This is a genomic window from Paenibacillus taichungensis (assembly GCF_013359905.1).
GTDB classification, from domain to species: Bacteria; Bacillota; Bacilli; order Paenibacillales; family Paenibacillaceae; genus Paenibacillus; species Paenibacillus taichungensis.
The window spans coordinates 32,635-53,611 of the sequence record NZ_JABMCC010000115.1 but is presented as its reverse complement, the minus strand read 5'-3'; the positions used below and the strand labels follow the sequence as shown (position 1 = coordinate 53,611).

The window sequence follows — 20,977 nt, the reverse complement described above, 5'->3', positions numbered from 1 at the left end:
AGCGGCCTCCTCTATAGCTAATCCGACGTCCCGAATCCACGGGTTATTTGCCGAGGTCATATTTAATTAGTATACCATTCATTCACGTTCGTGTAATGTCATGACTCCATAACGAAGCAAAAAATCCCTTACATTTACAGGAAAAAGCTAGTATCCCCCTTCATTCATCGCCATCTTCAACAATAATGGTGTATACATTCGAAATGGACTGTCCTGAATGCCTCTGACCGTTCCACTCGTAGGTATACATTGCAGTTACGGTACCCTGCTGGATTCCCAGTTGTTCAGTGGAGGATATTTGTGCAATGTAATTGACCCATTTCTCCGCTCCAGGTTCCATCTCACCCAAATGTAAAAATCTTGGTGATGAATACTCTGAAATGATCGCTCGATCCCGTACTTCTGCTTCCCCAATCCATTTGGCACCTGGAGGGAGCACATCAGCCAACTGCACCCGCGCGGGCCAGGACCCTGTGTTGGTTACATGTACATGAAAGGTTACATTTCCTCCCCTTTCGATCAAGTCTGGCTTCACTTCCACATGAACCGAGATGATAGGAAACTTCAACTGAATGACAGCCGTATTGGAGGAAATTATTCGTTGCACAGAACGCGAATCTGGCAAGCGAAATGTATAGATCAAGCGAGCCTGATTCATCAGTTCGAAGACTGCAGGTACACCCCGCTCCTGCTCTGTGAGATGCACTTCAAATTGGATATTAACCACGGAACGTGCAGTCAACGTTCCCAGATTGATGCCTTTGACTGGATTTGTTCCAAGCCGTTTCACACCGTTCCACCCCAGGCTCCCCTCAACATAGCGCATACCTGGCGGAAGAAAATCCGTCACGATAGCATCTACTGCAAAAGAACCTTCATTGTGTACCGTTATTTGGTATTGAACGGTATCCCCAGGAGTAGCGATGGGTGGATTCACACTTTTCGCAATCGAAATCCGAGGTTGAATGATTTGTAAAGTTGCTACGTTCGAGTATACATTCTCCAATGTGTCACCTGAAACGTACTCTAGCACTGCCTGAATTGTTAAATTCTCAGCTATGCTTCCTCCCGTGACCTGTACTCGAAATTGAATTGGAACAGATTCTTCGGGCAGTACCTCGCCTATCATAATCCCGGAGTCAGGCGTCGTCTCGGGAACAAAAATCTCATTTACAATGACACTTCCCGGAAGAAATTCAATACCTTTGGGTAATGGGATCGTTACCCTGGCATCGTTTCCTATTATAAAACCCGGGTTACTCACCAAAAGGTTGTAAGTGACGATATCTCCGACAAAGGTTTGCACACGATCTGCATTCAAAACCAACGACAGACTTGACGAGACCAGGTTTACTTCTACCACGTTGGATTGCTCTTCTCCCTCAACCATTCGTCCTTCCGGCGTCACAAACGTATAACGTATCTTCGCTTGATTCACCAGTTTCAAGGACGGTGGAAGACCGACGATGATCACCTGAAAATGAATTCGCAACGTCGCTCCAGGTACGACTTCCTGCGTAGGAATCCCTCTCTCCGGTGATACTCCCGGCAGCGGAGTTCCATCCAGGAGTACACTATTGGGGAGAAGTGAAGTTTCTGACGAGAGCGAATCCAACACATGGACCATGGCAGCACAATTACCCGAATTCACAATTTCAATCAGATAGGTCAGTGTCTGCCCCAGAGCAGCCTCAGCAACGTTGCAAATCTTGTGAACCTCCAGCCTGGGGCCGATCCATGGTGTAACTACTGTATTTGAATAGGCCACCTGTACCAGTTCAGTCGCACCCGAGCTGAATCGAACCAGTGACTGATTCTGTAGCGTGTGGGACAACGGACCGGAAGATTGGCTCATATCACCACAACCTCCACTCTGAATGTAACGGTAACTGAAGCACCGGCGGCAATCGAACCGAGTGTTATCCCTGTATTCGGATTCCCCGTAGGCCTTGCCACGCCATCCACCGTTATGCTTCCTGGTACAAACACAGTTCCTACGGGTACAGGGTCTACCATGACCACATTATTGACCACTTGAATACCGCTGTTGGTTACAACAACCGTATAAGTGATGACATCACCGACAACAGCATCAATGGCATTTGTACTTTTGACAACGACGACATCTGGTGAAGAGACAGGAATGACCAGAACATTTGAGGATACCGTACCTGTCAACTGACGTCCATCCGGCGGACTAAATGTATAATTGGCCACAGCCTGATTGACCAGCTGCTGATTCTGCGGCAAGAAATCCACAGTCACTTCAAGGGTAACCGTTACATTAACAGACCCTCCTGGAGGTATCGTCCCAACAACAATCCCTGATTCCGGATTTGCACCTGGCTGTGGAACACCATCAATCAGGACACTATTAGGAAGCAGTACTGCTCCATCTGGAATGTTATCCGTAATTGTCAAATTGGCTGCTAAATTCCCACTGTTGGAAATGGTAAAAGAATAGGTAATGATGTCACCGATGGTGGCATTGGACGTACTCGCTGTTTTGGTTACGGAAATAATCGGCTGATAAATTGGTGTTACCACGGTATTTGAATAGGCCGCTCCCGAGAATACACCCGATGTGAAACTTACCGATGACTGACTGCTCACTTGCGGTGGTGCAGGCAGCGTGTTGACCCGAACCGCATAAGAAACGGATACAGATGCTCCAGGTGCCAAAGAACCAAGCGCTATCCCCAGTGTCGGGTTAGCCGAGAGACGCGGAACGCCGTCAACCAGGACACTGCCCGTGACAAATGTAACAGCCGAACTGATTGGATCGGTTAACACGACATTGTTGACAGGATCAATTCCGTTATTGGTTACGACCATCTCATATACAATCGTATCACCCACTACAGCATCAATTACTGGTGTCGTCTTGACGACACTGACATTCGGAGCAGACACCTGAATATTGAGAGAATTGGACGAAAGACTGCCTCCCAGTGTTCTTCCATCCGGCAGCGTGTAGGAATAGGTTGCTGAGGCCTGATTGGTTATGGCCTGGCTTAAAGGTAGGGTGATGATCACGACCGAGAACATGACTACAGTTGTTGTGGAGACTACACCCAGTGGAATCCCTGAAGCCGGATCGGCTCCTGGTGCTGAAGCTCCATTAATAATGACGCTATTTGGCACAAGTTCTGTTCCTGCCGGAATGGTATCCGTTAACGTGACAGATGCCCCAAAGTTCCCTGAATTGGTAATCGCGATGCTGTAAACGACCGTATCCCCTACCGTTGCTATAGCCTGGTCTCCCGTTTTGACTGCCGACAGAATCGGTTGGTATACCGGGGTAGTGACCGTATTAGAAAATGTGGTAGCTGAAAAAACACCTGATGTAAAGCTCACTGTAGACTGATTGTTTAATACTGCACTGGATGGGAGTGCTGTAACCTGCACACTAAACACAACGGTCACGGTAACTCCAGGCGCGATGGAACCAAGCGTTATTCCGGTTGAAGGATTGACACCCGGTCGAGGAACTCCATCAATAAACACGCTGTTTGCTGTAAGAACAGTACTTGCCGGCAATGCATCCGTAAAGACCACATTGCTGACAGTCGCTATTCCGTTATTAGTTACTGCAATGCTGTACGTCACAACATCACCAACAGATACAGACGTAGATGTCGTAGATTTCACCACATCGACATCGGGAGCCGACACTGAAATGGTAAGTATGTTAGACAAAACAGAACCCGTGATGTTGCGTCCATCAGGCAGCGTAAAGGAAAGAGCAACCGAAGCCTGATTCACCAGCTGTTGCGGGGTCGGCAAAGTATCAATAACTACGGAAAAGGTAACCGTTGTTGTTGCCCCAGCAGCAACAGTGCCTGCCGGAATGCCTGTTGCAGGATCGGCTGCAGGTAATGGCTGACCATTTACAATCACACTGTTCGGAACAAGTATGGTTCCTGTAGGAATATTGTCCGTTAAGTTAATCTGGGCACCATAGTTACCTTGATTGTTGACGGTAATCGTGTAACTGACGGTATCCCCAACGGTAGCATTTTGTGTACTCGCCGTTTTTTGTGCTGATAGAATGGGCTGAAATACCGGTGTAACCACAGTATTGGAGAACGTTGTGCTTGAGAATGTCCCCGAGGTAAAACTCACTGTGGATCGATTGCTTAATTGTCCACTTGGTGGGATCGCATTGACATTGATACTGAAAGTCACAGTTGCAGACGTTCCGGGAGCGAGCGTACCTAGTGATATCCCCCCTGCCGGATTGGAAGCAGGCTGCACTACCCCATTTATAGTGACACTTCCTGCAACAAAAGAGGCCCCCGTAGGAATTGGATCCGAAAACTGAATATTATTTACCGGTGCTATTCCGCTGTTCGTTACCAAAATGGAGTAAGTAACAGTATCCCCTACGGCAGCCGCAGTAGAAACTGTACTTTTAACTACGGCAACGTTTGGCGACGAGACTGGAAACGTCAGTGTATTTGAGGTGGCTGTCCCTGTTAACGTTCGCCCGTCAGGAGGTGTGAAAGTAAAAGATGACGTCGCAAAATTGCTAAGTTGCTGCGGAGATGGAAGTGAATCCACAACAACGGCAAATGTAACAACAGCTGTCGCTCCCGCTGCCACAATGCCTACAGGAATACCCGTTCCTGGTGTTGCTCCAGGCTGTGGTACACCAGATACCACGAGGCTATTGGGTACAAAAGTTGTGACAGTAGGAATCGTATCTGTCACTGTAACGTTTGCCTCCAGATTGCCTGTGTTACTGACAGTTACTGTATATACAACCGTGTCGCCTACGGTCGCATTAACTGTATTTGCTGTTTTGATGAGTGAAATTTGCGGTTGTATGACCGGAGTCTGTGTTGTATTGGATGATGATGACCCCGAAAATGAACCGGATGTGAAGCTGACCGTCGACTGATTGTTAATCTGTGAAGGGATCGGCATAGTAATCGTCACCTCAAAAGTTACGGTAACCTCGGCTCCTGGAGCCAACGTACCGATTGGAATGCCGGCGGTCGGATTGGAGAGCGGGAATGAAGTCCCGTTCACAATGACGCTTCCGGGTACAAATGGGGTATTCGGAGGAAGAGGGTTGACATATACCACATTGTTAACGGCTACTGTTCCGTTGTTACGAATAACAGATGTGTATCGAATGACATCCCCGACCACGCCGTACTCTACATTGTCACTGTTTACTATCGTTACATTGGGCAAGGATACGGGAATGTTAACGGTGTTCGATAACGAAGAACCGGCAACTGTTCTCCCACTTGGAAGAGTGTAGGCAAATGATGCAACTGCTTGGTTAGTCAACTGCCTTGAATCAGGCAAACTTGTGACCGTGGCAACAAAAGTGACCGTTACGTTCGAGCCTGCAGCGATCGGCCCCAAATTAATTCCTGTTACCGGGCTAACACCTGGTGTTGGTACGCCATTAATAATGACACTATTCGTACTGAATACAGCTCCCGCAGGAATCGGATCCGTCAAGGTAACCGTTGCAGCAATATTGCCTGAATTGTTGACCTGAATGGAGTAATTAAAGGAATCCCCTACTGTCAAATTCGAGGTGCTAGCTGTTTTAGCTACTTGGATGACTGGTTGATATATGGGTGTATTCACCGTGACAGACGAAGAAACGCCGTTAAAACTGCCTGACGTAAATGCTGCACTTGCCCGGTTGCTGACTGAACCTGTGGACGGAACGGATGTCACTCTTGTTTGATAGGTCACTGTAACGCTGCTTGAACTGTTCAATGCACCGACAGCAATGCCCGAAAGCGGACTTGCATTCCTTGCAGCAGTTCCATTAATAGTGACACTGCCGGAGACGAATTCCGAACCGGTTGGCGTATCCGAGATCACCAGATTTTGTACCGCACTACTCCCAGCATTTGTTGCAACAACCGTATAGGTAAGAACATCTCCTACAGTTGCATCCGGAGTGTTTACTGTTTTGCTAATAGAGATATTGGGCGCAGATGCAGGTATGCGAACGAGATTGGATTGGCTGCTGCCTGAGAGATTCCGTCCACTCGGAAGCTGGTACGTATAACTAGCAGTCCCCTGATTCTCCAGCGTTGGCGGAGATGGGAGTGAAGTGAGTGTAGCTCGGAACACTACCGTTGCAGTTGCTCCTGGCAGGAGACTTCCCAGCGTTATTCCGGTTAACGGGCTAGTTCCGGGACGTGCACCACCATTCACGGTTACTGAATTGGGGACAAACGTCAGACCTACTGGAATCGTATCGGTCACTGTTACTTGTGCCCCTAAGTTTCCAGTGTTCGTCACCACTAGTGTATATGCAAGCTGATCTCCCAGTGTGGCATTCGTTTGACTCGCCGACTTGTTGATACCGATGATCGGCTGGTATACAGGGGTTGTGATTGAATTAGAGTTGGAAATGCCCGTGAACGCACCTGAGCTATAGGATACGGAAGCCCGGTTGACCAGCGAACCTGATGTGGGCAGGGACTGCACATTAATCTGAAACGTCACCGTCGCAGAACTTCCGGCTGTCAGCGTTCCTAACGAAATTCCACTGCTCGGATTGGCCGCTGGTATGACAGTCCCTCTGACGGTCACACTGCCGGGTACGAACGTAGTTCCAGCGGGGAGAGTATCCGTGAGTACCACATTATTAATTACCTGGATGCCGCTATTGGTAGTAACTATGGTGTACGTAAACGTCTCCCCAACTGCAACATCAATGACTGATGCCGATTTTACCGTTGTTACATTGGGCAATGTAACGGGAATCGTCAAGGTGTTCGAAGCTACTGTGCCGTTAATAGTCCGACCATCAGGAGAGTTAAAGGAATAGGTGGCCGTGGCTTGATCCACAAGGGTTGGAGGCGTAGGCAAGCTTGTTACGAGTACCTGAAAGGTTACGGTATTTGTACTTCCTGCCGCGAGGCTCCCCAGATTAACGCCAGTCGCAGGATTAGCACCAGCAATCACATTTCCATTTAGTCGGAAGCTGCCCGCTACGTACGAGCTGCCACTCGGAATGTTATCCGTTAATGTAACGTTGGCAGAAACATTCCCCCCATTGTTCACCTGAAGCGTATACGTGACCTGGTCACCTACTGTGGCGTTGGTTGTGCTCGCCGACTTCACAATGGACAGGTTTGGTGAATAAACAGGAAGTGTAGAGTTATTGGACGGAATGACTCCCGTAATCACTGAGCCCCCTGCCACACTTTGAAACGTAAAGGCGGCATTCGCTGAGTTCACCAGTTGCAGTATGCTTGCATCCTGACCAATGAGTGCACGATAGGTTACAACAATACTGTTGGATAGGTTTAATGAACCAAGCGGAATGCCGGCGGTTACATCGAGTGTTGGGCGAGACACACCAGCGACCGTCACACTCCCTGGAATGAAGGTGAGCCCTACAGGCAATGAATCAGATAGCACAACGCTGGCCGCACTGGCTGTACCTGCATTGCTGACGGTAACGGTATAAAGAATGCTATCCCCCGCTACCGCACCAGAGGCTACAGATGCTTTGGCCACTGAAATTTTGGGTGCATTGATATCAACCTGAATCGCATTGGCATTGACAATGTATGCATCCCCGGAGGTCGTTAACGTCAACACCGCAGAAGACTGGTTATTGATTAGTCTCGCTGACACATCCACATTGGTAATATCCCAGCCTTGACGTCCGCCAATAATATTGGTGCCTGGAGCCCCGTTCGTCTGGTTCCGCGTTCCGAAAGTCCCTGTTGTATTAAGGGTTCCTGTATCGCCGTTGATTTGAGAAGCAAAAAAGTTTGCAGCCAGATTGTTTGGTCCGGACAAGGCAACCGAAGTTGCCGAGGTTGGCCCGAATAGTGCCTGATCCCCGGTCCGGTTCGCGTCCCCTTCCTGTGCACTGAACAGGGCTCTGCCTCCCAATGCACCCGAAAGCGGAGTAGCAAATCCAGTCAGTGTGGTAACAACTGGCGCCGATGTAGACTGGACGAGTACTCCACCTGCACGTAAGGACATGTTGCGAAAGGGCAGGCTGGGGTTCTGATAAATGACTCCAAGTGTCCAGCCTGCATGATTGGCTGTAGCATCATTAGTGATGACAATCGTTCCTACAACTGCTCCGGTGGTATATGTACCCGCTCCCCCATTTTGTACAAGCGAAGTAACATTGGCTGAACGCACATAGCCGGCAGCGCCATTCCCCAGATCAAATTGATTATAAGTAGCTGGATCAGGAGTAACACTGGATGTACCTGCTGGTGTAGTAAACGTAACCGGATTATTGATTGCAGCACTCAGATTGACTGTCCCATTGATGTAACTTCCACCCCAGATCAATTCTGCATACAAGACAGTGCTGCCAGCAGGAAGAACGAGTATTGCCGCTGAACTGTTGCTCTGATACAGGCTCGTGGTGCCTAGCGGATAGGTTCCGTACTGGACGGAAGCGTTGGTTGTCGTAAAAGCTCCAATACTGTCCTGTGTTCCGGGTACTCCGGCTGTGTCCGAACGACTCAGTCCAAGCGTGTTACCTGTAAATGTAATTGCTCCCGTAGCATTAACGGTTGAACGAACGACAAGAGGAATTGATCTCACCTCCCCTTCATCTTAATTGGAATCATATGAATTGGAGCCTTCACACACAGTCTATGAGCCTGATTTGGATTTTTGTTTGTCCTATAAAAGAACTTTATGCGATTTGCACTTATGTAAGCTTTGTTTTCATAACACAAATTAAATGATTTGCGTTTCGTGCAATGTGTTTTATAATTAAAGCATACGAGAGCAGTGTCTGTCGTATCATTATGATGCAGTCAGCGGTGATATATTGAAGAGTCCCAACTTACATAGCAACCATATCCCAACCGAGTACGAATTCAAGCATTCCAAATGGATCAAAAAAATGCTTCGTGCTTACTGGGTCGTCGTATTAACGCATGTTGTCATTCAAATAGGCTGCTTTCTGTTTCTCGATTATGATCGCACTCCAGAAGATTTCATGATCTACGTTTTATTTTGGCCTACGATATCCAGCGCTTTAGCTATTCTGATTGCCAGTTGGGTAGAACGCCGTTTCAGTTCATTTTCCTTCTATTCCATGTCCATGGCCAGCACAGTCATTGCCTGGACTATCATTCATGTCAATTACGATATTCGGATCATCCTGGCCATCTGCCTGTTGCCGATCTTTGCTTCTGTTCTGTTCTTCAGCAAGAAAAGAGTATGGACGGTATGCCTCATGCAGATGATTGGTTATGTCATCGTACTCTGCGACCCAGCCTATCGGCTGTACTTATCTTCGTTTGACATGGTGTCCATTCCCGCTTTTCTTATTGTAGGTACATATGTTGCACAGTTAATTGTTACGAGCGGTGTGGAGGTACTGGATGATCTTCAGGCCAGTATGCTTGCCAAGCAGGATCTGATTGTGCGAAACGCAATTATGACCAAGCAGTCCAAGACAGACGGGTTAACCAATCTGTATAATCAAAGCTCCTTTAAGGACTACTATGAAAAAGCATTTGAATATGCGAATAATGGCATGAGTCTGCATTTAGCTCTGATTGATATTGACAACTTCAAGTCAATTAATGATACATATGGGCACCGGGTTGGAGACGCCATTCTGGAGAGAGTCTCTCAGGTCATCCAGGAGAATATCACCTCAAGCGATATTGCAGCACGTTATGGTGGAGAAGAATTTGCACTGTTAATGTTTGAGCAACCTTTCGAGCAGGCATATGCCTTGGTGGAGCAGATCCGCAAGAAGATCGCCCGTCATGTTCATTTGGAGCTTGAAGGCGCTTATATTACGGTAAGTGTCGGACTCAAAAGCTACAGCGCCCATCTGTCGAAGGACAAGCTGTTTGAGGAAGTGGATGCGTGTCTCTATGCAGCCAAACGAACAGGAAAAAATAAAACGATGACGTCCCTTGATCTGGTATAGTACTCCATAAAAAAATGCAAAAAAAAGTAGTGCTGTTCACCGGGAAGCCGGCTGTGCAGCACTACTTTTTTTACTGCCTAATCGTCAATTCGAATGTACCGGTTCATTCTGCCCATTCCCAGCGATGTGCATTTTGCTCTAGTTTCGGGTGGAGCTTAACGGCAGCTCCATCAATTATCAGACGTACTTCCTTAATCCAATCTTTGAACGAATCAAATGATGCGAACTGATTCGCCATCTCCACCGTGAGATACAGAAAATGGGGAGCGGGATATTCTTCTGCCATATGACGCAGGGCTGCTTCGATCGGCGTATACTTCTTCCTCTTGCCTTCCCAGCCTTCCACCCGTATGCGGGAGGATGCATGCTCCCTTCTCCAGTTATGAAGGCGATCTTCCCTTTTGTAAAAAGGCTGCACACCATCCTTGCTCATTCGCTTCACTGTATTCTCATGCAGCGGATAGAGCACAAGTTGCACAAAGGAACGTGTGTCCGCAATATCAGCGGCGTGTTCAAGCTGTTCATCTGTTATGTGCTCAAATGAATCATAGAAAATCAGCGTGCCTTTCCGGGTAGCCGGTGGAGGTTCATAACCATAGGGTACATTGGTATATTTTCCAGACATCTCATCGCTCCTTGCCTGTATGCGGATCAGTTACTGCAATTTATATTATATTATTCTCTAACTGTGTTCTTCAATTCTGGATAGAATGTCATTCTATTTTTGCCCGCACGTTTCGATTCATACAGCGCCTCATCTGCCATACGGATAATTTCACTCGGATTGCCACTGTTGGTAGGATATTCAGCACCCCCAATGCTGCAGCCAATATGAATTCGTTCATATTCAATAATAAACGGCTTATTCAGGCTCTGGATGATTTCTTCCGCATAGGTACGAGCTTCTTCTCTTGGATTGCTTCCCACAGAGCGGAGCACAATGAGGAACTCATCTCCGCCAAGCCTTACCGTGATGCCCTTATCATGACGGATACTGGTCAAACGCTGAGCCACTTTCTGCAGCAGAACATCTCCGGTCTGATGCCCAAGCGTATCATTCACACTTTTGAATCCATCCAGATCAAGGTAAAGGAATGTTAATGTGTGATTTTCACTTTCCATCTCCAAGGATTCTTCCAGATAGTGCTCGAGCGCTGTTCGGTTTGGCAGTCCGGTCAATTGGTCGTAGTGGGCCAGATTCTGCATAATAACGAGTTCCGAGTCCTTATTTGTTAGCGAAGTCAGCATATCTCCGAGGGAACGTGATAGTACTTCGATTTCCCTAAAACCTCGATTTTCCGGAATCTGTACTTGCTCTCCAGCACCCAGCCGATTCGCCACTTGAGTCAGCCGTGCAATCGGGGCCGAGATCTGGCGGGAGATCAGCCAGCCAATCCATGCAAACAGCACCGTAACCGAGAGCCCTGCCCAGACATTGAACCAGAGCATGTCGGTCACGGAAGCAAACGCCGCTGACTTGAGCTGACGAATAACCACCGTCCACCCAAGACCGGGATAGTCCAGATGCCCCTGGCTAGTAGCAAACCCTGTTACATATTCTTTTCCATCCGGCCATTCTTCTATAGACCAGCTGCTTTTGTTCAGTCTTGCCCCTTCAATGCCCGATAGCTTCAAAGGACGACCAATCCATTCTTTTGGACCAAGCAGCACCGTATTTTCCTTTTGACTGACAATAAACATTTCGATGTCCTTTTCTTCATGTTTCAGCGGCTCCAGGACACTTTTCTCCATTTCCTTCGCCCAGGCCCAGCTCAAATGTGCCGCAAGCACGCCAGCAATCTCTCCGTTCTTGTAGTTTACCGGAAAGCTGATATCGACAAATTGAAGTGGTTCGCCGGTTGGGTTCGGAAGAAGCTTCGCCAGAAGGACAGCATCATGGACATCTCCGATAAATTTACCCTTGATTCCCTCCTGATACACAGGTCGTTCCGATAAATTTTCACCGCGCAATATGCCGTCTGTGGAAGCCAGCACTTTTCCTTTGGGATTCATGAATCCAACCCATGAGAATGTGGGAAAGCTATCTTGAAGCTGATTCAGCAGCATCTGCATTTCGGCAGGCTCGAAACGGTCCTCTAGGGCAATCATTCGGCCCAGAAGATCCAATTCTCCTGAACGCGACCACATGAAACGATCCAGCTTGTCTGAAGTCTGAGAAGCTGTGCTGATGAGGGAATGACCAATCTCCGTTTCAACAGCTATGGATGATTTTTGACTTAGAATATAACCAATCGTGAGTGTAACCAACAGGGATAACACAGCGAAGGTCATGGTGAGAACAGTTTTAAGCTTGAATGACATAACTTCCTCCAATAAACGGTGAACCAGCTTGCTTTTTTCAACATCATTCATGCTGTTAAGAACTACGGGATGTCACCTATTCGTTTTCATCTTTATCGGAAATAATGTCTTTTTTCATTATATATATCCATACAATATGGGGACGCTATTCACACCGTGTTTCTTCCATTCAAAGAATAGTCACGATTCTGTATATACATACTTGGGTTATGAATATAGAGAGCAAGCATGCTCACAGAGCCATATGAGCACTGTTTGTCACAATAAAGAGCATTAGAAATTCAGTCATTGGGGGTGTAATGTTGAGCCTGCTTCATGTTGCTGTGATTCTGCCTTTTGCCGCTGGTATTGTACTTGCCATGCTGCATCGTTTCTTCCGTAAAATACATATGGGATGGCTGGTTTTACTTGTCCCGGCCCTATTATTTGTTTATTTTGCGAGCCTCGTACCCGCCGTGTCTCAGCGAAATACAGTATCCGGGTATATCCCTTGGATTCCGTCACTGGACATTGGATTTAATCTATATCTGGATGGTCTAAGTTTGCTGCTGACATTGTTAATCACCGGTGTAGGAACACTGGTGGTGCTCTACTCCATTTTCTACATGGATACCAAAGAAGCTTTAAACCGCTTTTATTTGTATCTGCTGATGTTTATGGGAGCCATGCTTGGCGTGGTACTGTCAGACAATATGATTGTACTGTATGGATTCTGGGAGTTGACCAGTATAACGTCCTTTCTCCTGATCGCTTTTCATTACAAACGCAAGGCGTCCACTTCGGGCGCACAAAAGTCGTTCCTCATTACCGTTTTTGGTGGTTTTGCCATGCTTGCCGGATTCATGCTGATGTACCTCATGACGGGTACGTTCAGTATTCGCGCAACGATTACGGAATGGGGCCAGATTCAGGACAGTTCACTATTCTTGCCTGCTCTTGTACTGATTCTGATCGGAGCTTTTACCAAATCGGCGCAGTTCCCGTTCCACATCTGGCTGCCTGACGCCATGGAAGCTCCAACACCTGTCAGCGCCTATCTGCATTCGGCGACCATGGTCAAGGCGGGGCTGTATGTCGTAGCCCGGTTTACACCCATCTTTGGTGGACAGGGATTATGGTTCTGGCTTGTCACCGGGGTTGGACTGCTCACCCTATGTTATGGATCATTCCTTGCCGTGAAAAAAAATGACCTTAAAGCGATCCTGGCCTATTCTACCATCTCACAGCTTGGTCTGATCATGTCTCTGCTCGGCGTTGGCTCGGCAGCCATCTATTTCGGATATGGCGAATCCTCCGCGATGTACACAGTTGCCATTACGGCAGCACTGCTTCATCTGTTCAATCACGCTACCTTCAAGGCGGCACTGTTCATGGTCGTTGGCATTGTGGATCATGAGACAGGCACGCGGGATATAAGGAAACTTGGCGGACTTGCTTCATTTATGCCAGTGACCTTTACGGTAGCGCTCGTCGGAGCACTCGCCATGGCCGGAATTCCGCCGTTTAACGGATTTCTGAGCAAGGAGCTGTTCTTCCAGGCTATGGTGGAAGTAACACACCTCCGCATCTTTGGACTCGGATCATGGAGTGTACTCTTGCCTGTGTTCGCCTGGCTCGCAAGTGTGTTCACTCTGATCTATGCGCTTATTATTGTGTTCAAAACATTCCTCGGTCGCACCCGCAGCGAGATTCCTGCTGAGAAGCTGCATGAAGCTCCCGTTGGCATGTTGATTCCTCCGGTTATTCTCGGGATACTGGTGATCATATTCGGTCTATTCCCGAATCTGCTGGCTGGATCATTAATTGAACCAGCGATGGCTGCTGTACTTCCATCACTGCTGAACGGAAATGAACACTTTGATGTTCACTTCTCCCTATGGCATGGCATCACACCAGAATTAATCATGACCATTGGTGTAATCGCCCTCGGTATTACTTTGTACAAACTGCTGCCGCGCTGGAGAACGATTTATGAGCATTACCCACAAGGGTTAACGATAAACAATATGTACCATGTCGTACTAGATAATCTTCAGCATTATGCACGTAAATGGACAGAAGCCTATATGAATGGCTCGGTTCGTAACTATCTGGTATATATTTTCTCGTTCACCGTTGCATTGCTGGTTTATGCCTTTTTCCGCTCAGGGGAAAATATTACGTGGAACTTCAAGGGTAATGCCCCTTTTTCTTTCTATGAAGCAGTACTGCTCATCGCACTGATCGCAGCAGCGGTTTCGATCCCTTTTGCGAAGAACAGACTATCCGCAGTCATAATGACTGGCGCAGTGGGTTACCTCGTCACATTACTATTCGTGCTGTTCCGAGCGCCGGATCTGGCATTGACCCAGATGATTGTCGAAACGGTCTCGGTTGCACTGTTCCTGCTTTGCTTCTACCATCTGCCGGAGCTACAACGGGGCAAATCTAGCCGCCGCTACCTCAGTGTGAATATGGTTGTTGCGATTGCAGTAGGTGTGGTCATGACCTTTGTTGCATTAGCAGCGAGCGGAACCGCATCACTGGATAGCATCTCCGACTTTTTCATTCAGGAAAGTTACAATCTGGCTGGCGGCAAAAATGTTGTCAACGTGCTGCTGGTGGATTTCCGTGGATTCGATACCCTACTGGAGATTATGGTACTGGGGGTAGCTTCGTTGTCCATCTACTCCATGATTAATCTGAATCTCGAAGCGAGGGACCTTGGCGCTAGACTGAAATTCCGCAAGAAAGAACAGACTGAAGAAACCGAAGAAGATGCGGATGACAAAGCGGACAATACGAAAAAGTATGGCAACCGTGAACGCAGCTCATCAACCTGGGATACCGTACCACTTCAAAGCAACGATGTGTTGTTGCAAACGACGACTAAAGTTGTTGTCTTTATCATTCTGACCTTCGCGCTGCATCTGTTCTTCGCAGGACATCATAACCCGGGTGGCGGGTTCATTGGCGGCCTGGTAACGGCAGCTGGCCTGGTTTTAATCGCGCTGGCATTCAGTACGGATACTGTACGCAAAGCGTTACCTATCGATTTCCGCACCTTGACGGCCATCGGGCTGGGCATTGCCTTATTGACTGGAGCTGGCTCTTTTTTGTTCGGCGTACCCTTCCTGAGCCAGACCTTTGGTTATTTCGATCTCCCCATACTTGGAGAAACAGAACTTGCAACCGCGATGCTATTTGACCTCGGCGTATATCTCGCCGTCCTGGGAGTCACCATGAATATCATTCTACAGATCGGGGAGGATCGCTGATATGGAAATATTGATGTGTGTGGCCGTTGGCATTTTGTTTGCAGTCGCCGTCTTTTTAATCTTATCGCGGAGCCTGCTCCGAATCGTGCTCGGTATGTCCATACTCACTCACGGAGTTCATCTACTGCTGATCACGATGTCCCGTCTCAAAACTGGAGCACCACCGCTGCTTGGGGAGCAAGCTGAACGCTATGTCGATCCACTTCCCCAGGCGCTGATATTGACATCCATTGTCATTAATTTCGGACTAACCGCCTTTTTCTTTGTACTCTCCTATCGTTCCTATCTGAAGCTGAAAACAGACGATATGGAAGAAGTTAGGGGGCGTCCTTATGAATAATCTCGTTGTTCTGCCCATTCTGCTGCCACTGATTACCGGGGTTATAGCCCTTCTATTCTTCCGGCGGGTAAATATTCAGCGGGTTGTGAGTGTTATTGGCCTTTTACTGACGGCAGCCGCTTCAACCGTACTGATTACCCAAGTGACACAATCCGGGATACAGACGCTCAATATGGGAGGATGGGAACCGCCTTATGGCATTGTACTTGTTGCAGATATGGTATCGGCATTGCTCGTCGTGGCTGCTTCAATCATTGCACTGGCATGCCTGCTCTACGCTTTCCGAAGTGTAAATAAGGAACGGGAAGAACATCATTTTTACCCGTTCTTTCATTTCCTGATTGCAGGCGTGAACGGTTCCTTTCTGACTGGAGACCTGTTTAACCTGTTTGTATGCTTTGAACTGATGCTTATCTCTTCTTATGCACTAATTGTATTGGGAGGTACGGAAAGACAACTACGAGAAACGATCAAGTATGTCTTGATTAACATTGTCTCTTCTGCGCTATTTGTTGCCTCTATTGGTTTTCTCTACTCTGTTACCGGCACTTTAAACATGGCCGACTTGTCCAATCGGATCGCTGAAGTCGGACAGAGCGGAGTGATCACCCTTATCGCTGTCCTCTTCCTGATCGTTTTCAGCATCAAGGCCGGACTGTTCCTGTTCTTCTGGTTGTCCGGCTCTTACGCAGCCCCTCCGGCAGTGGTCACTGCTCTATTCGCCGGTTTGCTGACCAAAGTAGGTCTGTACGCCATTGTGCGAACATTCACACTGATATTCTATCATGATCCTGATTTCTTCCATGCCCTTATCGGCTGGATGGCTGGAGCGACCATGGTACTCGGGGTAATCGGGGCGATTTCCTATCGTGACGTCAATAAAATACTGATCTACAACGTGATCGCAGGGGTGGGATTTGTAGCTTTCGGGATGGCTGCTGCCAGCCGTCCTGCACTGGAAGGTCTACTCTTCTACATGCTGCATGATATGCTCATCAAAACACTGCTATTCCTGCTCGGAGGCGCTCTGATCGCGGTCGCAGGCACCTCCAAACTCGACAATATGGGCGGGCTGATCCACCGCTACCCACTGCTTGGTTGGATGTTCTTCATCAGTGCACTTGCGCTGGCAGGTATTCCTCCGTTCAGTGGATTTCCTGGGAAATTGTTGTTATTTGAAGGCGGGTTGCAGGCAGGTCTCTACGGACTGACAGGCATTGCCGTCCTTTCCAGCCTGCTGATGTTGTATTCGGTTCTTCGCATCTTCATCCAGGCGTTCTGGGGTGAACCGCCGGCAGGCGCAGTGAGAAGACCTTACGCCGTGAACGGCCTGCTCATCCCTGCCGGAATTCTGTTTGTGTTCATCATCGCAATGGGTGTGGGGGCTGAGGGCATGTTCCAACTGACCTCCCGCGCAGGCGACATTCTGCTGCATCCCAATGTTTATATTGATGCAGTCTTGAAGGAGTAGATGCGTATGGCCTTTCAGATTGTACTTAATTTGATCATTGGCTTTGTATGGATGTTTCTGAATAATGCGTGGAATGGGGTTGGCTTTCTCACGGGTTACCTGCTGGGTCTACTGCTGATTGGGAGTATGCGACGTTTCTTTCCGCAACGCTTCTATATTGTTCGTGTCTGGGCGATCATCAAGCTGATTGCCCTGCTGTTCAAGGAACTGGTACGGGCCAGTATTGAAGTTATTCGCCAGATCGTGAAGCCGAAGCTTGATATTCGGCCCGGCATATTTACCTATCAGACACAGCTGTCCTCTGACTGGGAAGTTACACTCCTGTGTCTGCTCATCTCACTGACGCCAGGCTCCCTCCCACTTGAAATTTCAGGGAATCAACGCAAATTATTTATACACGCGCTGGATATCAAAGACGAACAGAAAATGAGTGATGATATCAAAAATACGTTCGAAAAAGCCATTATGGAGGTGACACGATAATGTTATCCTCAATGTTGTTCATATCCTTGCTTATTCTCTCCCTCGCAATCCTGGGTTGTCTGTACCGGGTGCTACGGGGACCATCCATGGCCGACCGGATTACGGCACTGGATACGATCGGTATTAACGTCATTGCCATCGTTGCTGTTCTGTCCATGATGCTTCATACCCAAGCTTATCTGGATATCATTCTGTTGATCGGCATTCTCGCTTTTCTAAGCACAGTTGCATTTGCACGATATATTGAACGGGGGGCGGTATTCAAAAATGAAGGAGATCGTTGATGGAACCGCCGGAATTGTCATTGGGCTCATTGTCTTGCTGGGAGCACTACTGAGCGCATTTAGCGCGTTCGGACTGATCCGACTGCCAGATGTATATTTACGAGCACATGCCGCCACCAAAAGTACTACACTCGGCGTACTTTGTGTACTGAGCGGAACGTTTCTCTTCTTCTGGTATTTCGATAACTATATCAGTGCTCGGGTATTGCTTGGCATTGTGTTTGTATTTATCACAGCACCAGTAGCCGGACATCTCAACGGACGGGCTGCCTATCGTACAGACGTGCCCCTATGGGAACAGAGTGTACAGGATGAACTTGAACCACTCTTGAAAGGTAAAAAGGTCAACCATGAAGCCAAGGATATGATGGAATAGTCACTTGTTTTACAATCAAATGCCCCCGGGACATGCCGTAGATTAATTGGCTGTCCCGGGGGTATTTTTGGCTATATGATTCAGTTAAGTCCAATCTATGTTCGAGGAGCAGCGGAACGAAGCTTTATTTTAACCAAATCAAAATCCATTTAGTCCCTGCCTTCTCAGATCAGCAGCAACGATTCGTGCAAGCTGGGCTGCCCCTTCACGATTCGGATGAAGCGTATCGCCTGTCATATACAAGGCCAGTGTTGCAGCCGGTCCAATGGAAGTGAAATAGGCCGAACTGAGTTTGTTCAGTTCTACAAGCGTCACGCCCTCTTCCTGAGCAAGTGCACGTGTAGATGCATTGTACCAGCGATTTTCTGCAGTATGCACATTGGCTGAATTGAAATCAGTTGCCCGACCCTGAGGCGTCGATAGAACGACGTTAGCTCCTTTATTTTTGGCCTGACGGACCATGTCACGCATGATCTCCTTGAACTCTGCTTCGGTTGTATTGTTCTTGGCATTGGTATCATTAATCCCTAATTGCAAAATGAAGTAGTCTCCTGGCTTAATATACTTCAGAATCGCCTCCATCTGCCCATCATCGCGGAAACCTCTTGCAAATTGACCACTAGAGGCCATATTGCGAACCTGAAACGTACTCGTATTCACGTAGGAAGGAAACAGCTGCCCCCAGCCACCCTGTACACTACTGCTGAGCGGATAGTAATTGCAGACCGTTGAATCGCCGCCAATATAGATCGTACGGTTCGTCACCGTCTGATTCGAAATTTTCCGGATTTCAAGTGCGCTAAGTGTAAATGCGGTGCCTTCTTTCCCTTCCGAAACCAACAGATTTAACTGTCCATCCGTCACCGGAATTTGAAATTGATCGGTCGCCCCATTACCCGTCATATTAATGATCTGGTATACACCTTCTGCCGCCACACTCGATCTGGCTGTATTGCCCAGGACCACCTTAACCTCGTAAAGACCGTTGGACAGATCCACATTAAACGTATTCGTACTTTTCGTTCCAAAAGTGACAAACTGTACGGCATCGCTTGCAATACCTGTTCCAGATGCCGATACATTACGCATGTTGGCAGGTGTATTGAATCCATAACCTTTCGCTGAAGTGTAGGCCTCTGTTGCCGATACACCTGTGTAACCGTTCTCAACTGCACCCGCGCCAAAGTCAAATTTGTACTCATTCGCCGCAGCTTGGGCGACCTGTCCTCCATTAGCTGTCAGAGCACCTCCAATCAGACTAGTAAACAGGGTTAGGCAGAGCAGATAACGCACGGATTTTGACCATTTCATAACTAAACTCTCCTCTCAAAGGTTCATTTATATATGATTGCCTTACAGAACGTTATCCAGCCAGTCATAGGCTTTCGCTCCACTGATCTCATGGCCTCCTGTAAAAAAGTCTGCATCGAGCCATTTCTGTGCTCCCGCTTGTTCATAGATCTCTGTCAATCGTGCATAAGCTTCTTTGGCTGTTGGTAGTGGAAATACCTGATCTTCACTTCCGGCTTCAATAAATAGCGGCCTCGGTGCGATCAGACCTATGATATCCGGCAGCTCTGCTTCCCTCAGAATTCCTGGAATATAATTGTCGAGGCAATGATTTCTGTCCAATATGCTACCCTGGAATGTACTTGCGTAACCGCTCACGACAGCCGCACGACAGCGTTCATCCAATGCAGCTGTGAATGCCGTCACGAGTCCACCACCCGAGATGCCCATGCTTCCGATACGTGCTGGATCAGCTTCAGGACGTGTGGTTACGTAATCCAGCACACGCATCGTTTCATAGATTCGGTGCCCAGCAAGCGTATGCCCTGTCATGAGCAGATGGGCGGCAATTTTGGTACAGGAGCTTGCGCCGGGTGGTGCTTCTCGATCCTCCTCCAGCCTTCGGTCACCAAATCCAAGCAATTCAGGAGCGGCAACCACATATCCACGCTGTACAAGGGCGACGGCAAAGTCTTTATGCAAACCAGGCTCTCCTCTACGCGGTGAACCATCGGGTTCCATGCCTGAGATCTCCCGGCTGCCATACCCGTGTCCATGACAGGCTATAATGGCTGGGCGTGATTCTTTGGTAGCGCTTACCATATCCGGTATCAGCAAATAGATGGGCATGCGCAACCCCGCATAGGTCGTAATCTCAACCCGTTCTCGGATATATCCGTCACATACAGTGCGTTCGAGCATTACAGGATTCAGCTCCGACACCACGGATGGGAAGCCGCCCAGCCGATCTATAATCCGTACTCGCAACTGCCTCCGCCATTGCTCAAGAGATTGACCCGTCTGGTACGCAGAGCGTCCACGCGGGCTTGTTTGTTTTTGCAGATAAGATTCAATATCAGACATTACCGTTCATCCCTCCTGTGGATTCAAATGATAGACGTATGTAAAAAGATATATGTCGGACTTGTCCAGTCTATTATAAATCACGGTACAACCCATGAATTGAACATTATTGCCTGTTTTGGGCTGAATTCACACCTTTTTGATGAAAAAAGGATGTT

Annotated in this window: 13 protein-coding genes; 7 read left to right on the top strand and 6 right to left on the bottom strand. The window is 48.0% G+C overall.

The genetic code is table 11. The features are described from left to right. Window positions 1-160 precede the first annotated feature (160 nt). Both HP548_RS19695 and HP548_RS19690 read right to left on the bottom strand, forming a co-directional pair. On the bottom strand, window positions 161-1,855 hold the full coding sequence (locus tag HP548_RS19695; protein ID WP_099852736.1) for a DUF11 domain-containing protein: 1,695 nt from the start codon (window positions 1,853-1,855) through the stop codon (window positions 161-163). Further along, window positions 1,852-8,562 carry a DUF7507 domain-containing protein gene (locus HP548_RS19690; protein WP_175382594.1) on the bottom strand — a complete coding sequence of 2,237 codons (6,711 nt, stop codon included), beginning with the start codon at window positions 8,560-8,562 and terminating at the stop codon, window positions 1,852-1,854. The genes HP548_RS19695 and HP548_RS19690 overlap by 4 nt, the downstream gene beginning before the upstream one ends. 232 nt (window positions 8,563-8,794) lie before the next feature. Here HP548_RS19690 and HP548_RS19685 point away from each other — a divergent pair, with 232 nt between their 5' ends. Next, the gene (locus tag HP548_RS19685) at window positions 8,795-9,913 is read left to right on the top strand and encodes a GGDEF domain-containing protein (RefSeq protein ID WP_076291003.1); all 1,119 of its coding nucleotides are present in this window, start codon (window positions 8,795-8,797) and stop codon (window positions 9,911-9,913) included. Between the two features lie 103 nt (window positions 9,914-10,016). On the opposite strand, the gene HP548_RS19680 is transcribed toward HP548_RS19685, so the two are convergent. Then, window positions 10,017-10,538 carry a hypothetical protein gene (locus tag HP548_RS19680; protein ID WP_175382593.1) on the bottom strand — a complete coding sequence of 174 codons (522 nt, stop codon included), beginning with the start codon at window positions 10,536-10,538 and terminating at the stop codon, window positions 10,017-10,019. Between the two features lie 50 nt (window positions 10,539-10,588). Continuing rightward, window positions 10,589-12,286 (bottom strand): sensor domain-containing diguanylate cyclase, encoded by a 1,698-nt coding sequence (locus tag HP548_RS19675; RefSeq protein WP_246318132.1) that lies wholly within the window; start codon window positions 12,284-12,286, stop codon window positions 10,589-10,591. 251 nt (window positions 12,287-12,537) lie between these two features. Between HP548_RS19675 and HP548_RS19670 the strand changes: the two genes are divergently transcribed. Genes HP548_RS19670 through mnhG form a run of 6 tightly spaced genes read left to right on the top strand, consistent with a single transcriptional unit; the run spans window position 12,538 to window position 18,446 of the window. Then, entirely contained in the window at window positions 12,538-15,492 is a 2,955-nt protein-coding gene (locus tag HP548_RS19670; protein ID WP_175382592.1) for a Na+/H+ antiporter subunit A, read from the top strand. A 1-nt stretch (window position 15,493) separates the two neighbouring features. Beyond that, entirely contained in the window at window positions 15,494-15,832 is a 339-nt protein-coding gene (locus HP548_RS19665; protein WP_024631879.1) for a Na(+)/H(+) antiporter subunit C, read from the top strand. Further along, window positions 15,825-17,303, top strand: coding sequence for a Na+/H+ antiporter subunit D (locus HP548_RS19660; protein ID WP_076291001.1), 1,479 nt, complete (start codon window positions 15,825-15,827; stop codon window positions 17,301-17,303). The genes HP548_RS19665 and HP548_RS19660 overlap by 8 nt, the downstream gene beginning before the upstream one ends. A 6-nt stretch (window positions 17,304-17,309) precedes the next feature. Next, window positions 17,310-17,786, top strand: coding sequence for a Na+/H+ antiporter subunit E (locus HP548_RS19655; RefSeq protein WP_076291000.1), 477 nt, complete (start codon window positions 17,310-17,312; stop codon window positions 17,784-17,786). Then, window positions 17,786-18,070 (top strand): Na(+)/H(+) antiporter subunit F1, encoded by a 285-nt coding sequence (locus HP548_RS19650; protein ID WP_063563408.1) that lies wholly within the window; start codon window positions 17,786-17,788, stop codon window positions 18,068-18,070. The genes HP548_RS19655 and HP548_RS19650 overlap by 1 nt, the downstream gene beginning before the upstream one ends. After that, window positions 18,054-18,446 (top strand): monovalent cation/H(+) antiporter subunit G, encoded by a 393-nt coding sequence (gene mnhG, locus HP548_RS19645; RefSeq protein ID WP_062324636.1) that lies wholly within the window; start codon window positions 18,054-18,056, stop codon window positions 18,444-18,446. Before HP548_RS19650 ends, mnhG begins: the two co-directional genes overlap by 17 nt. A gap of 138 nt (window positions 18,447-18,584) precedes the next feature. Here mnhG and HP548_RS19640 read toward each other — a convergent pair whose 3' ends face one another. Both HP548_RS19640 and HP548_RS19635 read right to left on the bottom strand, forming a co-directional pair. Continuing rightward, complete coding sequence (locus HP548_RS19640) at window positions 18,585-19,757, bottom strand: rhamnogalacturonan acetylesterase (RefSeq protein WP_175382591.1); 1,173 nt, start codon at window positions 19,755-19,757, stop codon at window positions 18,585-18,587. Between the two features lie 42 nt (window positions 19,758-19,799). Further along, window positions 19,800-20,819 carry an alpha/beta hydrolase family protein gene (locus HP548_RS19635; RefSeq protein ID WP_175382590.1) on the bottom strand — a complete coding sequence of 340 codons (1,020 nt, stop codon included), beginning with the start codon at window positions 20,817-20,819 and terminating at the stop codon, window positions 19,800-19,802. Window positions 20,820-20,977 lie beyond the last annotated feature (158 nt).

Coding starts and splice junctions, on each gene's coding strand:
- HP548_RS19650 (WP_063563408.1), top strand. CDS start 17,786: ATGTTATCCTCAATGTTGTTCATATCCTTGCTTATTCTCTCCCTCGCA.
- HP548_RS19675 (WP_246318132.1), bottom strand. CDS start 12,286: ATGAATGATGTTGAAAAAAGCAAGCTGGTTCACCGTTTATTGGAGGAA.
- HP548_RS19695 (WP_099852736.1), bottom strand. CDS start 1,855: ATGAGCCAATCTTCCGGTCCGTTGTCCCACACGCTACAGAATCAGTCA.
- HP548_RS19680 (WP_175382593.1), bottom strand. CDS start 10,538: ATGTCTGGAAAATATACCAATGTACCCTATGGTTATGAACCTCCACCG.
- HP548_RS19660 (WP_076291001.1), top strand. CDS start 15,825: ATGAATAATCTCGTTGTTCTGCCCATTCTGCTGCCACTGATTACCGGG.
- HP548_RS19655 (WP_076291000.1), top strand. CDS start 17,310: ATGGCCTTTCAGATTGTACTTAATTTGATCATTGGCTTTGTATGGATG.
- HP548_RS19665 (WP_024631879.1), top strand. CDS start 15,494: ATGGAAATATTGATGTGTGTGGCCGTTGGCATTTTGTTTGCAGTCGCC.
- mnhG (WP_062324636.1), top strand. CDS start 18,054: ATGAAGGAGATCGTTGATGGAACCGCCGGAATTGTCATTGGGCTCATT.
- HP548_RS19640 (WP_175382591.1), bottom strand. CDS start 19,757: ATGAAATGGTCAAAATCCGTGCGTTATCTGCTCTGCCTAACCCTGTTT.
- HP548_RS19635 (WP_175382590.1), bottom strand. CDS start 20,819: ATGTCTGATATTGAATCTTATCTGCAAAAACAAACAAGCCCGCGTGGA.